15 protein-coding genes are annotated in these 13137 nt (G+C 67.6%); 9 read left to right on the top strand and 6 right to left on the bottom strand.

Annotated elements, in window-relative coordinates:
* Positions 1-168 precede the first annotated feature (168 nt).
* From ACT6UX_RS07125 to mutT, 3 genes are all read left to right on the top strand, one after another.
* Entirely contained in the window at positions 169-1152 is a 984-nt protein-coding gene (locus tag ACT6UX_RS07125) for a peptidylprolyl isomerase (protein WP_444774450.1), read from the top strand.
* Positions 1153-1251: 99 nt separating this feature from the next.
* A complete protein-coding gene (argJ, locus tag ACT6UX_RS07120) occupies positions 1252-2490 on the top strand; it encodes a bifunctional glutamate N-acetyltransferase/amino-acid acetyltransferase ArgJ (protein WP_444774449.1) in 1239 nt (412 codons plus the stop codon).
* Positions 2490-2939 carry an 8-oxo-dGTP diphosphatase MutT gene (gene mutT, locus ACT6UX_RS07115; protein WP_444774448.1) on the top strand — a complete coding sequence of 150 codons (450 nt, stop codon included), beginning with the start codon at positions 2490-2492 and terminating at the stop codon, positions 2937-2939. Before argJ ends, mutT begins: the two co-directional genes overlap by 1 nt.
* Here mutT and ACT6UX_RS07110 read toward each other — a convergent pair.
* A complete protein-coding gene (locus tag ACT6UX_RS07110; protein WP_444774447.1) occupies positions 2936-3754 on the bottom strand; it encodes a hypothetical protein in 819 nt (272 codons plus the stop codon). The genes mutT and ACT6UX_RS07110 overlap by 4 nt on opposite strands.
* A 3-nt stretch (positions 3755-3757) precedes the next feature.
* Positions 3758-4732, bottom strand: coding sequence for a methyltransferase domain-containing protein (locus ACT6UX_RS07105; protein ID WP_444774446.1), 975 nt, complete (start codon positions 4730-4732; stop codon positions 3758-3760).
* Between the two features lie 69 nt (positions 4733-4801).
* On the opposite strand from ACT6UX_RS07105, the gene ACT6UX_RS07100 reads away from it, so the two are divergent.
* From ACT6UX_RS07100 to ACT6UX_RS07090, 3 genes are read left to right on the top strand one after another with little or no spacing between them, the layout of a single operon-like run.
* Positions 4802-5521 carry a ComF family protein gene (locus tag ACT6UX_RS07100; protein WP_444774445.1) on the top strand — a complete coding sequence of 240 codons (720 nt, stop codon included), beginning with the start codon at positions 4802-4804 and terminating at the stop codon, positions 5519-5521.
* Between the two features lie 21 nt (positions 5522-5542).
* Positions 5543-5803: a glutaredoxin 3 gene (gene grxC, locus ACT6UX_RS07095; protein WP_444774444.1), complete on the top strand. Its 261-nt coding sequence runs from the start codon at positions 5543-5545 to the stop codon at positions 5801-5803.
* 11 nt (positions 5804-5814) lie between these two features.
* Positions 5815-6681, top strand: coding sequence for a carbon-nitrogen hydrolase family protein (locus tag ACT6UX_RS07090; protein WP_444774443.1), 867 nt, complete (start codon positions 5815-5817; stop codon positions 6679-6681).
* A gap of 39 nt (positions 6682-6720) precedes the next feature.
* Here the strand turns inward: ACT6UX_RS07090 and ACT6UX_RS07085 are convergent, their stop codons facing one another.
* Positions 6721-7269: a putative glycolipid-binding domain-containing protein gene (locus ACT6UX_RS07085; RefSeq protein ID WP_444774442.1), complete on the bottom strand. Its 549-nt coding sequence runs from the start codon at positions 7267-7269 to the stop codon at positions 6721-6723.
* 99 nt (positions 7270-7368) lie between these two features.
* Between ACT6UX_RS07085 and ACT6UX_RS07080 the strand changes: the two genes are divergently transcribed.
* Positions 7369-9072: an N-acyl-D-amino-acid deacylase family protein gene (locus tag ACT6UX_RS07080; protein WP_444774441.1), complete on the top strand. Its 1704-nt coding sequence runs from the start codon at positions 7369-7371 to the stop codon at positions 9070-9072.
* A gap of 9 nt (positions 9073-9081) precedes the next feature.
* On the opposite strand, the gene ACT6UX_RS07075 is transcribed toward ACT6UX_RS07080, so the two are convergent.
* Both ACT6UX_RS07075 and ACT6UX_RS07070 read right to left on the bottom strand, forming a co-directional pair.
* A complete protein-coding gene (locus ACT6UX_RS07075) occupies positions 9082-9579 on the bottom strand; it encodes a class I SAM-dependent methyltransferase (protein ID WP_444774440.1) in 498 nt (165 codons plus the stop codon).
* Complete coding sequence (locus ACT6UX_RS07070) at positions 9576-10442, bottom strand: DMT family transporter (protein WP_444774439.1); 867 nt, start codon at positions 10440-10442, stop codon at positions 9576-9578. The genes ACT6UX_RS07075 and ACT6UX_RS07070 overlap by 4 nt, the downstream gene beginning before the upstream one ends.
* 88 nt (positions 10443-10530) lie before the next feature.
* On the opposite strand from ACT6UX_RS07070, the gene ACT6UX_RS07065 reads away from it, so the two are divergent.
* Entirely contained in the window at positions 10531-11022 is a 492-nt protein-coding gene (locus tag ACT6UX_RS07065; RefSeq protein ID WP_444774438.1) for a DUF1178 family protein, read from the top strand.
* A 16-nt stretch (positions 11023-11038) separates the two neighbouring features.
* On the opposite strand, the gene ubiG is transcribed toward ACT6UX_RS07065, so the two are convergent.
* Complete coding sequence (gene ubiG / locus ACT6UX_RS07060; RefSeq protein ID WP_444774437.1) at positions 11039-11803, bottom strand: bifunctional 2-polyprenyl-6-hydroxyphenol methylase/3-demethylubiquinol 3-O-methyltransferase UbiG; 765 nt, start codon at positions 11801-11803, stop codon at positions 11039-11041.
* Between the two features lie 77 nt (positions 11804-11880).
* Here ubiG and ACT6UX_RS07055 point away from each other — a divergent pair, with 77 nt between their 5' ends.
* On the top strand, positions 11881-13128 hold the full coding sequence (locus ACT6UX_RS07055) for an aspartate kinase (protein WP_444774436.1): 1248 nt from the start codon (positions 11881-11883) through the stop codon (positions 13126-13128).
* Positions 13129-13137: the final 9 nt, after the last annotated feature.

Raw genomic sequence — 13137 nt, 5'->3', positions numbered from 1 at the left:
CACCCCATAAAGTGTCATCGCCCCGACATGGACGCCGTACTCACGAAAAAGTGCCGCAATTCAACGCCATCACGCATCTTACCGGGGAGGCGGCGCTTGCTTGGCCCGATGGGCCCTGTGTAAACGGTCTGCGCCTTTCGAAAACGAATGAATCTGCTGGAGTCCGCCATGAGTCATGACCTGCGTTCCTTGCGCCTCGCCCTCCTGAGTGGCGCGGTTGCGCTCATCGCGGGTCCTGTCCTGGCCCAGACCCCGCCGGCCGGCCAGCCCGCGAAGCCCCCGGCCCCGGCCGCAAAGCCGCCCGCCGCCGCCGCCCCGGCCACGATCAAGGACCCGGTCGTCGCCATCGTGAACGGCCAGCAGATCCGCCTGTCCGAACTCGAGATCGCCCAGCAGTCGCTGCCGCAGCAGTACCGCTCGATGCCGCTGCAGGCGGTGTTCCCGGCGCTCCTCGAGCGCATCATCGACAGCAAGCTGGTCGTTCAGGAAGGCAAGAAGACCAAGACCAACGACGACCCGGCCTTCAAGAAGCGCATGGCCTTCGTCGAGGAGCAGGTCCTGCAGGATTTCTGGATCCAGCGCGAGATTTCCCGCCTCGTCACCCTGGAGAAGATCCAGGCGCGCTACCAGGAGCGCCTGAAGTCGATGCCGCCGGAAGAAGAGGTGCATGCGCGCCACATCCTGGTGGCCACCGAGGACGAGGCCAAGGCGATCATCGCCGACCTGAAGAAGGGCACGCCGTTCGACAAGATCGCCAAGGAGAAGTCGACCGACAAGGCCTCGGGCGCCGAAGGCGGCGATCTCGGCTGGTTCAAGAAGTCCGACATGGTGAAGGAATTCGCCGATGCCGCCTTCGCCCTGAAGAAGGGTGAACTCTCGGAGGCGCCGATCAAGACCCAGTTCGGCTACCACGTGATCAAGATCGACGATCGTCGCACCGCACCGCCGCCGGCGCTGGAGGAGCTTTCCGACCAGATCCGCGAGGAACTGGCGCGCGAGGCGGTGACCGCCCAGCTCGACAAGATCCGGGCCGGCTCGAAGATCGAGAAGTTCAACATCGACGGGACCAAGGTCGAGGCGGCTCCGGCTGCGCCGGCCGCTCCCGCCGCCACCCCGGCCAAGCCCGCTGCGCCGGCCCAGCCGCCGAAGTAACGGCCTCGCCTCAAGTAGAACTCACCTTTTGCGGCGTTTCTGGTGTAGTCTCCGCCGCTGGCCGGCCACGTATCTGTGGCCGTGCCTGAGGGGAGAACCATGTCCGCCAAGCACGCCGTATCGCCGCTCGCACCCAAGTCGATTCCGACGCTGCCCCGCATCGCGGGCGTAAAGCTCGGCGTTGCGCATTCGGGCGTGCGATACATCGACCGTGACGACGTCCTGCTGGCGGTCGTGCCGGCCGGGGCGACCATCGCGGGTGTCCTGACCAAGTCCAAGACCTGCTCGGCGCCGGTCGACTGGTGCCGCAAGAACCTGGCCCGCGGCAAGGTCCGCGCCATCGTGGTCAATGCCGGCAACGCCAATGCCTTCACCGGCAAGCTGGGCGACAAGGCGGTCGAGGAGACGACCCGGGCCATCGCCCAGGCGCTGGGCTGCCCGCGCAACGAGGTCTTCATGGCCTCGACCGGCGTGATCGGCCAGCCGCTCGAGTGGGAGAAGATCGCCGCCGTCGTGCCGGCCCTCATCAAGTCGGGCAAGGAAGATGCCTGGTCGGCCGCCGCGGGCGCCATCATGACCACCGACACCTTTCCGAAGCTGGCCACGCGCCAGGCCAAGATCGGCGAGCGCACGGTGACGGTGAACGCCTTCCTCAAGGGCTCGGGCATGATCGCGCCGGACATGGCGACGATGCTGGGCTTCGCCTTCACCGACGCCAAGGTTCCCGGCGCCGTGCTGCAGAAGCTGCTCTCCGACGCCGCCGACAAGTCCCTGAATTGCGTCACCGTCGACGGCGACACCTCGACCAGCGACACCTTCCTGATGGTCGCCACCGGTGCGGCGCGCCACGCGCCGATCGAGGAGGCCGACGACCCCGTGCTGGTCGATTTCAAGCGCGCGCTGGACGAGGTGATGATCGAACTGGCGCAGCTGCTCGCGCGCGACGGCGAGGGCGCCACCAAGTTCGTGACCATCAACGTGGGCGGAGCCTCGTCGAATGGCGCCGCGCGCAAGATCGGCCTCGCGGTCGCCAACTCGCCGCTGGTCAAGACCGCGATCGCGGGCGAGGACGCCAACTGGGGCCGGATCGTCATGGCGGTCGGCAAGTCGGGCGAGCGCGCGGACCGCGACAAGCTGCGCATCTCGATCGGCGGCGTGCGCATCACCGATCAGGGCCAGGTCGTGCCGAACTACGACGAGGCGCCGGTCGCCCAGCACATCAAGGGATCCGACGTGGTGATCGACATCGACCTGGGCATCGGCCGCGGCCGCGCCACGGTCTGGACCTGCGATCTCACCCACGGCTACATCGACATCAACGGCAGCTACCGCTCCTGATGGACGGCTTCGAAGACGCGTGTCCGGGCGGCCCGCCGCCGCTCGGCGAGCGACCGCTCGTGCTGGTGGCGGCCGTCGCGCTGGTCGACATCGACAGCCGCGTCCTCATCGCACAGCGCCCCCCGGGCAAGTCGATGGCCGGCCTCTGGGAATTTCCCGGCGGCAAGGTCGATCCCGGCGAGACCCCGGAACAGGCGCTGGTGCGTGAACTCAATGAGGAACTCGGCATCGAGACGGCGACGAGCTGCCTGGCGCCGATCGCCTTCGCCAGCCACGGCTACGAGAAGTTCCATCTCCTGATGCCGGTCTTCGCCTGCCGCAAATGGAACGGCACGCCGCAGCCGCGCGAGGGCCAGGTCCTGAAATGGGTCGCGCCCATGGAACTCACCAGATATCCGATGCCACCGGCCGACCTGCCGCTGGTCGGCCTGCTGCGCGACCTGCTCTAAGCCGAGAGCGTCCGCAACGGCGCGCCTTCGCGCCAGCCGAGCAGGTCGCGGAAGATCAGCGCCTGGGCCGTCGCCGCGACGGCCGTGCCGCCATAGGAGACCAGGATGGCCGCGGTCCAAGTGATCACGGCGGCCGAGTCGGCGGCGCCCATTACACCGCGCGTCAGGCCGAGCACGACCAAGGTCGCCATCGTCGTGGCGAGCGCGCCCGTGAGGAAGATCAGGAACAGCACGCCGATGATCGTCCAGGCATTGCCGCGGCTGTGGGCCCATGAAAGCCGGGGCGAGAAGGGCTCGTCGACCGAGGTCGCAGCAAGCCCGTAGCTGACACGCAGCGCCAGGATGATCGAGACGGTGAAGCCCGCCCCGATCGGGGCGGCCAGCGCCTGCTTGCGCGCAACCTCGGGATCGATCGCGGCGCCGGCGGCCAGCGCCTCGGGATCGATGTTGCCCAGCATCAGCACGAAGGCTGCCAGCAGGACGAAGGTGAAGCCGCCGATCTTGATGAGGTGGAGCAGGAAGGCCGTCTCCCGCGGCGACCAGCCGAGCCCCGGCAAGCGGCCGACGCGATTTGGCCCCAGCAGCACGACGCGCTGCCAGGCCACCATGAACATCACCGTCGGCACGATATCGACGGCCTTCTCGATCAGCATCGGCATCAGCGAGTCGCGGGGCATCGTCGAGCCCAGCAGCCGGATCGCGAGCGAGGCGATCCACGGAATGGTCACGAGATGGAAGAACAGTCCGAGATTGGCGAAGACGAAGCCGAAGCTTTGGGCGACCAGGCCACCGAACGAGAGTTTCACCACGGGCACCGTCTAGCTCCGATCCACTTTTTCGCCGGCACTGATTTCCGAAGTTCCCAGCGCGTCGGCCAGCCGCCGGGCGGCGCTGCCGGGCTTGAGGGCCTTGGGCTGGGACGCGTGCGGCGACCAGCCGTGCAGGAACAGCACCTCGAAGCTCGCGGACACGCGGCCGCCGGGCCCTGTAAAGCGCTCGCCGTAGAGTTCGGCGGCGCGCAGCAGGACGGCGCGTCTCGTGACGGTACGGCGTCGACCGACCACGAGATTGCCCTCGCCCATGCGGCTCAGGTCGCGCATCAGCGCGAGCGCGCTCTCATATTCGACCTCGATCGTCTCGCCGTCGGCCACCGGCAGGGCGAACCCCGCCCGCTGCAGCAGGCCCGCCGCGTCGCGCAGGTCGGCGAAGGGCGAGACGCGCGGGCTCAGGCCGCCGTCGATCTCGCTCTCGGCCGCCGCCAGCGCCTGGCGCAGCTGCCACAGGGTGGCGCCTCCCAGGAGGGCACCGAGGAACAGGCCGTCCGGCTTCAGGATCCGGGCGATCTGGATCAGGGTGCCTGGGAGGTCGTTCACCCAATGCAGGTCCATCGCGCTCAGCACCAGGTCGAAGCAGCCGGCGGCGAACGGCAGGAATTCCTCGTCCGCCACGATGGCCGGTCCGCGTGCCCTCAGCGCGAAGCCGCGGCTGAGATCGGCGCGCACCAGCTGCCCGACGATCGGGCGCCCCCCCAGGGCGGCCGCCACTTCGTCGCCGTGACTGCCGAGGTCGAGGGCGAGAGGGAAGGTGCGGCGCACATCGGCCAGCCGATCGACCAGCCTGTCGGCGATCTCGCGTTTCAGGAAGGCGTGACTGTCCCAGTCGCGGGCGGCGCGCTCTCGACGCTGGCGCAACAGGGCGCGGTCGAACACCAGCAGGGGGTCGGGACCAGTCACAGTGGGTATGTAGGGAAAAAGGGCGGCGGCGGGTAGGGGAGCGCCATCCTGTGGGCGCATTTGCCCGCCCCAATCCGCCACATGTTCTCGAGGGGAGTGCGAGGCGCCGTTGCCGGGGCGGGCCGGGCCGTGCTGGACGCGGTGTTGCCGCCGCTGTGTCTCGGCTGCAACGAGATCGTCAGCGCGCCAGGATCCCTGTGCGCGAGCTGCTGGCAGGGCTTTTCCTTCATCTCCGCGCCGCACTGCGCCTGTTGCGGTACGCCGTTCGCGGAGGATCTGGGGCCCGAAGCGCTCTGTGCCGGCTGCCTCGTGCATCGCCCGCGCTATCAGCGGGCCCGGGCGGCGCTGGTCTATGACGATCAGAGCCGCCGGCTCGTCCTGCCCTTCAAGCACGGGGACCGCACGGATATCGCGCGTGCCTGTGGCGGCTGGATGGCGCGGGCGGGTGGCGATCTCGTCGCCTCGGCCGACCTGGTGGCGCCGGTGCCGCTTCATTGGCGGCGTCTGTTCATGCGCCGCTACAACCAGGCGATGCTGCTGGCCCGCATGGTGGTGCGGGTGGCGGGACCCGGCCGGACTCTGCAGCTGGCGCCGGACCTCCTGCGACGGCAGCGCTGGACCGGTTCGCAGGCGGGTCTCAGGGCGAAGGAACGGCGGCGCAACGTGCGCGAGGCCTTCGACGTGCATCCGAAATGGCGGCCGATGGTGGCCGGCAAGACCATCCTTCTGGTCGACGACGTGCTGACGACCGGCGCGACGGTCGAGGCCTGCGCCCGGGCGCTGCAACGCGCCGGGGCCAAAGGGGTTGATGTCCTGACACTGGCGCGGGTCGTCCGGCCGGCGCTATAGTTTCGGCAAAGAGGTTCACCAATGGCCAAGATCGAGATCTACACGACGCCGTTCTGCGGCTACTGCGCGCGGGCCAAGAGCCTGCTCGACAGCAAGGGCGTCGAGTACGAAGAGACCGACGTGATGATGGACGACAAGAAGCGCACCGAGATGCGCAGCCGCGCCAATCGCACGACCGTGCCGCAGATCTTCATCAACGGGCAGCATATCGGCGGCTCCGACGATCTCGCCGCCCTCGAACGGGCAGGCAAGCTCGATCCCCTGCTCGCACAGACGAGCTGAGGGCTTCCATCATGACCGCGTTCAAGGCCGGCCTGATCCAGACCAACGTCAGCAACGACATGGCCGAGAACGTGGCCTGGCTGCGCGAGCAGGCGAAGCGCGCGCGCGACGCCGGCGCGGACTTCATCATGACGCCGGAGAATACCGGCCTGATCGGCGCCAACCGCACCGAGACGCTGGCCAAGGCGCAGACCGAGGAAGAGCACGCGATGCTCGCGGCCTGCCGCGCGGCGGCGCGCGACACCGGGGCGTGGTTCCTGCTGGGCTCGATCCATGTGCGTGTGCCGGGCGAAGAGCAGATCCGCAATCGCTCCTACCTGATCGATTCGTCGGGCGGCATCGTGGCGAGCTACGACAAGATCCACATGTTCGACGTCCAGCTCGCCGGCGGCGAGAGCTATCGCGAATCGTCGACGTTCAAGCCGGGCGAGAGAGCGGTGCTGGCCGAGACGCCGTGGGGCGTGCTCGGCATGACGATCTGCTACGACCTGCGCTTCCCCTATCTCTATCGCGAGCTGGCACATGCCGGCGCCACGATGCTGGCGATCCCGTCCTCGTTCACGGTGCCGACCGGGCAGGCGCACTGGCACACGCTGATGCGCGCCCGCGCCATCGAGACCGGCTGCTTCGTCTTCGCGCCGGCACAGGTCGGCACGCACAAGGGCTCCAACCGCAAGACCTACGGCCACTCGGTCGCCATCGCTCCGTGGGGCGAAGTGCTGGCCGATGCCGGGGGAGAGAAGGCGGGCTTCGTGGTCGCCGACATCGACATGGCGAAGATCGAGGAAGCCCGGAAGATGGTCCCGTCGCTGACCCACGACCGCAAGTATGCGGCGCCGGTGCTGCACAAGGCTGAAGTCGCGAAGGCGGCGGAGTAACTCCCTGTCGTCCTGAGCACAGCGAAGGACGACAGAATCCTAAAAAGCCTCGAACAGATGCTCGTACTTCGCGACGAACCCCTCTTCGTCGAGATCGATTCGCGCCGTGAAGCCGTCGGACACGCCTTTGTCGACATAACGCCACGCGCGCGGACCGAGCGGCTCGTAGCGTTGACGTGACGGCTGGCAGGTGAGCGAGGAGGCGTCGAAGAAGAGCGCCAGCAGTTCGCCGCCCGCATTGCCGAGCCGCCGGATCGCCAGGCTGTTGCAGAAGGGTGTCGCGGAAACGTCGACCTCGTGACAGGCCGCGAGGTCGGGGCGCTCCTCGCCATCGACGCGCCAACCCCTGTCGCCTGCCCGTTCGATCAGAAGCGACTTTCCGAGTGCGTCGGTTCGGTCGATGCGCAGTCTTCGGGTTTGCCACGAGGCATCCAGCTCCCAGCGGTAACGGAGGCCGAAGCTTTCGGCGCCGGCATGGATCACCGTCGAGCACACGTCGATGCCTGACCGACTGCGGGAGAGCGCCATGAGTTCGAGGCCAGGCTCATCGACACGGCGCCATCGCCGCAGGATCTGGTCGTTCTGCATGCGAAACTCTTGCGTCGCATCATGGGGGAATTGCGGCACGGGCGGCTCGACCGCCAGGCCGAATCGCGCCACTCTCGCTCATCCACCGTGGAGCGCCCGATGTCCTCTCCCAGCCTGGTGATACGAAACGGAACGATCGTCGATGGCTCGGGCGGCGATCCCTATGAGGCCGACCTGTCCATCGTAGATGGCAAGATCGCGGCGATCGGCAGCGGCATCGCGAAAGGCGAGGAGGAGATCGACGCGCGCGGCAGGCTGGTGACGCCGGGCTTCGTCGACGTCCACACCCACTACGATGCGCAGGTCACGTGGAGCGAGCGGCTGTCGCCGTCATCGTGGAACGGCGCGACCACGGTCGTGCTCGGCAATTGCGGCGTCGGCTTCGCGCCCTGCCACGAGGATCAGCACGCGATGCTGATCAACCTGATGGAAGGCGTCGAGGACATTCCCGAGGTCGTGCTGTCGGAAGGCCTGCCGTGGAACTGGCACAGCTTTCCGGATTTCATGGATGCCATCGCCGCGCGGTCCTACGATGCCGATGTGGCGACGCAGGTGCCGCACGCGGCGTTGCGCGTCTACGTGATGGGTCAACGCGGCGCCGACCGGGAGCCCGCGACCGAACAGGATCGCCAGCGGATGGCCGAACTCACCGTCGAAGGGCTGCGCGCCGGCGCGCTGGGCTTCTCGACGTCGCGCACGCTCAATCACCGTTCGGCCGACGGCAAGCACATCCCGACCCTGCGCGCCGAGGAAGCGGAGCTCACGGCCATTGCCCGTGCGATGCGCCGGGCCGATGCCGGCTGGCTGCAGATCGTGTCGGATTTCCAGGAGGGCGAGATCGGCCTGTTCCGCCGCCTGGCGCAGGAATCCGGGCGGCCCGTCACCATCACGCTGCTGCAGTCCAACGCCCGACCCGAAGGCTGGCGCGAGACCATGGCGGAGATCGACGAGGCCAATGCCGAAGGCCTGCGCATCACGGCCCAGGTCCGGTCGCGGCCGACCAGCGTGCTGCTCGGCCTCGAACTGTCGCAGAACGCTTTCTCGGGTCGGCCGAGCGTCGACCGGATTGCGCGTTTGCCGTTCGCCGAGCGTCTGGCGCAGTGGCGCGATCCGTCGTTTCGCGCCCGCGTCCTCGGCGAATCCTTCGAAGGCGACCGGCGCAACCGGCTGGTCGATCGCTGGGATCGCATGTTCCCCTTGGGAGATCCGCCGGATTACGAGCCGACGGCTGACCGCAGCATCGCCGCGATGGCCGAACGGCAGCGCCGTCCCGCAGCCGAGGTCGCCTACGACCTGATGCTCGAGCATGACGGGAAGCAGATCTTCTATCTGCCGGTCACCAACTTCGTCGCCGGCAATCTCGACGTCGTGCGCGAGATGATCGACCGGCCCAACACGCTGCTCGGGCTGGGCGACGGCGGCGCTCATGTCGGCATCATGTGCGACGCGACGGCCACCAGCTATACGCTGACCCACTGGACGCGCGATCGCCGACGCGGCTCGCTGTTGCCGGTATCATGGGCCATCAAGCGGCTGACCGCCGACAATGCGGCCGAGATCGGCTTGCGCGACCGTGGCCTGCTCAAGGTCGGCCGCAAGGCCGACATCAACGTGCTCGATTACGACAATATGCGGCTGCGCCGGCCCGAGATCGTCTACGACCTGCCGGCCGGCGGAAAGCGCCTGATCCAGCGGACCGAGGGCTTCGACGCGACCATCGTGTCGGGCGCGATCGTCTATCGGCAGGGCGAAGCGACCGGTGCGCTGCCGGGCCGCCTGGTGCGCGGCGCGCGCGGTGCGTGAGTCCCGCCTCTAGAGACGGCGGGCGGCAATCCTCTGCACCATGGCCATCTTCGGCTGGCTGATCATGCGCGCCTCGTAGGCGGTCACCGAGAAGCGCCCGCGCACGAGGTCGAGCAGCTCGCCATCCTTCAGCAGGAAGTCCGGCCGGCTCGGTTTTCCGAAGCGTTCGTTGCCTTCCATGAAGGTCTCGTAGAGCAGGATGCCGCCGGGCTGCAGCGCGGCGAAGAGTGCCGGGAACAGTGGTCGGTGCAGGTAGTTGGTGACGACGATCGCGCCGAAGCGGCGGCCGGCCAGCGGCCAGGGGGAGCCATCCTCGAGATCGGCGGCGACCACCTCGACCGTGTCGGACGCGACCAGGGCGCTCACGTCGCGATCGACCGCGGTCACGCGGTGGCCGCGGCTGGCGAAGTAGGCGGTGTGGCGGCCGTTGCCGGCTGCGAGATCGAGGATCGGGGCGCCGGGCGGTATCAGGCCGGCCCAGGTCGCGATCCAGGAGGAAGGGATCATCTCCTGCGCGCTCCCGTTCCCTTGAGGTTCAGCAGATTGCCCGACAGGATCAGGGCAGCGCCCAGGATCGTCAGCGTGTCGAGCCGCTCGCCGTAGAGCAGCCAGCCGGCGAGGGCGGCCAACGGAACGCGCAGGAAATCCATCGGTACGACGACGGTGGCATCGGCGTGCAGCATGGCGCGCGTCAGGCAGTAGTGGGAGAAGGTACCGCAGAAGGCGATGACGATGATCCACGCCCAGGCATAGGCCGAGGGCCAGCGCCACACGTCGAGCGCCGGCACCAGGCCGATGATCGACTGGATGAACAGCATCCAGAACAGGATGGTGACGACGCTGTCGCTGCGCGTGAGCGACTTCACCATGGTCACGGAGATGGCGAAGCCGACGGCGGCCGCCAGCGCGATGATCTGGCCGGGCACGATCTCATTGGTCCCTGGCCGCACGATGATGATGACGCCGACAATCCCGAGCGCCACCGCGAGGTTCTTCCACAGCCCCATCCGCTCGCCGAGGAAGGCGACCGCCAGGATCGCGGTCCAGATCGGCATGGTGAACTCGATGGAGATGACCTGGGCCAGCGGGATCAGGGTCAGCGCCTTGAACCAGGCGAATTGCGCGCCGTAGTGGGCGATGTTGCGGCCGACCTGCTGCCACGGCCGCGCCGTCTTCAGCTTGCCGAACCCGCCCGCCAGGTGGATCAGCGGATAGAGCATGGCGAGGCCGATGACCGAGCGCATCTCCATGATCTGGAAGACGTCGAGTTCGCGCGTCGTCTCGCGGCCGGCGATCGCCATGACGAGCATGGCCGTGAGCCAGCCGGCCATCCAGAAGGCGGCTTTGAAATTCGAGGGTTGCGGGGACATCGACGGCTGCTGTTGCTGGCCTCAGGGGCGGGGGCGCGACAATCGGGCCTTGCGTCCGTCGCGACAAGCCACCATTTTTCGACTTGTCATGATTTTGTATCGCTTGCGCTGCGCCAATGGCCACGAGTTCGACAGCTGGTTCAAGGACAGCAAGACCTATGAACGTCAGGAGAAGAAATCCCTGATCGGCTGTGCCGTGTGCGGCACGGACAAGGTCGAGCGTGCCCTGATGGCGCCCCGCATCGGCAAGAAGGGCAAGGACGCCACGCTCCCGGTGGCCGTCGAAGCTTCTGGCGCGGAGACGCCCGCCGCGCCGTCCCCTGAGCAACAGCAGCAGATGGCGGCGCTCGCCCGACACATGCCCAAGGAACTGCGCGAGGCCCTTCTCGCGGTCCGCGCCGAGGTCGAGAAGAACTGCGAGCATGTCGGCGACAAGTTCGCCGACGAGGCCCGCAAGATTCACTATGGCGAGAGCGACAAGCGCGGCATTTACGGCGAGACCAGCGACGAGGAAGCCGAGGCCCTGGCCGAGGAAGGTATCGAGTTCGGCCGCCTTCCCTGGATCCCGCGCGGCAACTGATCCGGTCGCCGGATCGCTATTTCGGCCCCGCCACCCCGTACAGCATGTAGTTCACGTCGAGGTCGTTCCGATTGAGCGACCATTTGCGGCTGAGCGGGGCGTAGACGACGCCGACGATCTCCTGGGTTTCGATGCCACCGGCGCGCAGGCCGCGCGCCACCTCGGACGGTTTGAGGAACTTCTTCCAGTCGTGGGTGCCGCGGGGCAGCCAGCCCAGCACATATTCCGCGCCGGCGATGGCGAGCGCCCAGGCTTTTGCGGTGCGGTTGAGCGTCGACAGGAAGAGCAGTCCGCCGGGCTTCACCATGCGACCGCAGGACCGCAGGAACAGATCGACATCGGCCACGTGCTCGACGATCTCGAGGGCCAGCACGACGTCGAATTGCGCGCCGCTTTCGGCCAGCGCTTCAGCGGTACCCTGGCGGTAGTCGATGTCCAGTCCCACACTTTCGGCATGAAGCCCCGCCACGGCGATATTGCGCTCGGAGGCGTCCACGCCCGTTACCGAGGCGCCGAGGCGGGTCATCGGCTCGCTGAGCAGCCCGCCGCCGCAGCCGATGTCGAGCAGCGAGAGGCCCTGCATCGGATCGCCGCCCAGGGGATCGCGCTGCCAGTGGGCGGCGACCCGGTCGCGGACATAGCCGATCCGTACCGGGTTCAGCCGGTGCAGGGGGGCGAACTTGCCGGTGGGGTCCCACCACTCGTCTGCGATGCGGGAAAAGCGTTCGACGTCGGCGGGATCGACCGTTCCGACGAGGGGGATATGCGCGGTTTCAACCATGGTTCTCTTGACCCATATGGCAGCATCGGTGTCTATAGCCCGCTTTCCGGGCAGGGGCTTGCCCTTCGAGTGGGTTCATGGCGCGCATCGTACTGAAATTTGGCGGCACATCGGTCGGCGACACGGATCGAATCAAGAACGTCGCGCGCAAGGTGAAGGCCGAAGTCGCGCGCGGCAATGAGGTCGCGGTCGTTGTCTCGGCCATGTCCGGCGCCACCAACCAGCTCGTCAAGTGGGTGAACGAGATCTCCCCTCTGCACGATCCGCGCGAATACGACGTCGTGGTGGCGACGGGCGAGCAGGTCACGATCGGCCTGCTGGCGATGGCGCTGCAGCAGGAAGGGGTCAAGTCGCGTTCCTGGGTCGGTTGGCAGCTGCCGATCAAGACGGACGACGCCTACGCAAAGGCACGGATCGTCGAGATCGACACGGTCGAGATGGCGAGGACCATGGCGGCGGGCGAGGTTCCTGTGGTGCCGGGATTCCAGGGCATTTCGCCGGAAGGCCGCATCACGACGCTGGGGCGTGGCGGGTCCGATACGTCCGCGGTGGCGCTGGCGGCGGCGCTCAAGGCCGATCGCTGCGACATCTACACCGACGTCGACGGCGTCTATACGACCGATCCGCGCATCGTCGAGAAGGCCCAGAAGATCGACCGCGTGACCTACGAGGAAATGCTCGAAATGGCGTCGCTCGGCTCGAAGGTGCTGCAGACGCGCTCGGTCGAGCTGGCGATGAACCATCATGTGCGCGTGCAGGTGCTGTCGTCGTTCGACGAGGCGCTCGGCAGCGACCTGCCCGGAACTCTGGTTGTGGACGAGGAAGAGATCATGGCCCAGGGCCTCGAGAAGTCCGTCGTGAGCGGCATCGCCTTCGCCAAGGACGAGGCGAAGATCACCGTGACCCAGGTGCCCGACCGGCCCGGCGTCGCGGCCGCCATCTTCGGCCCGCTGGCCGCGGCGAACATCAACGTCGACATGATCGTGCAGAACGTCTCGGTCGACGGCAGCTCGACCGACATGACCTTCACGGTGCCCAAGCCCGACCTGGCGCGTGCGGTGCAGCAGCTCGAGCGCGCGAAGGAGGAGCTGAAGTTCGCCGAGGTCAAGTCCGACCTCAACGTCTCCAAGGTCTCGGTGATCGGCGTCGGCATGCGCAGCCATGCCGGCGTCGCGCTCAAGATGTTCGAAACCCTTGCCGCCAAGGGCATAAACATCCAGGTCATCTCCACGTCGGAGATCAAGATCAGCGTGCTGGTGGCTGCCGAATACACAGAACTGGCGGTGCGGGCGCTTCACACGGCCTATGAGTTGGATGCCGCCTGAGCGTCCCGG

The organism is Reyranella sp. (assembly GCF_052439685.1).
Taxonomy (GTDB): Bacteria; Pseudomonadota; Alphaproteobacteria; order Reyranellales; family Reyranellaceae; genus Reyranella.
This window is presented reverse-complemented; position numbering and strand designations above follow the sequence as displayed.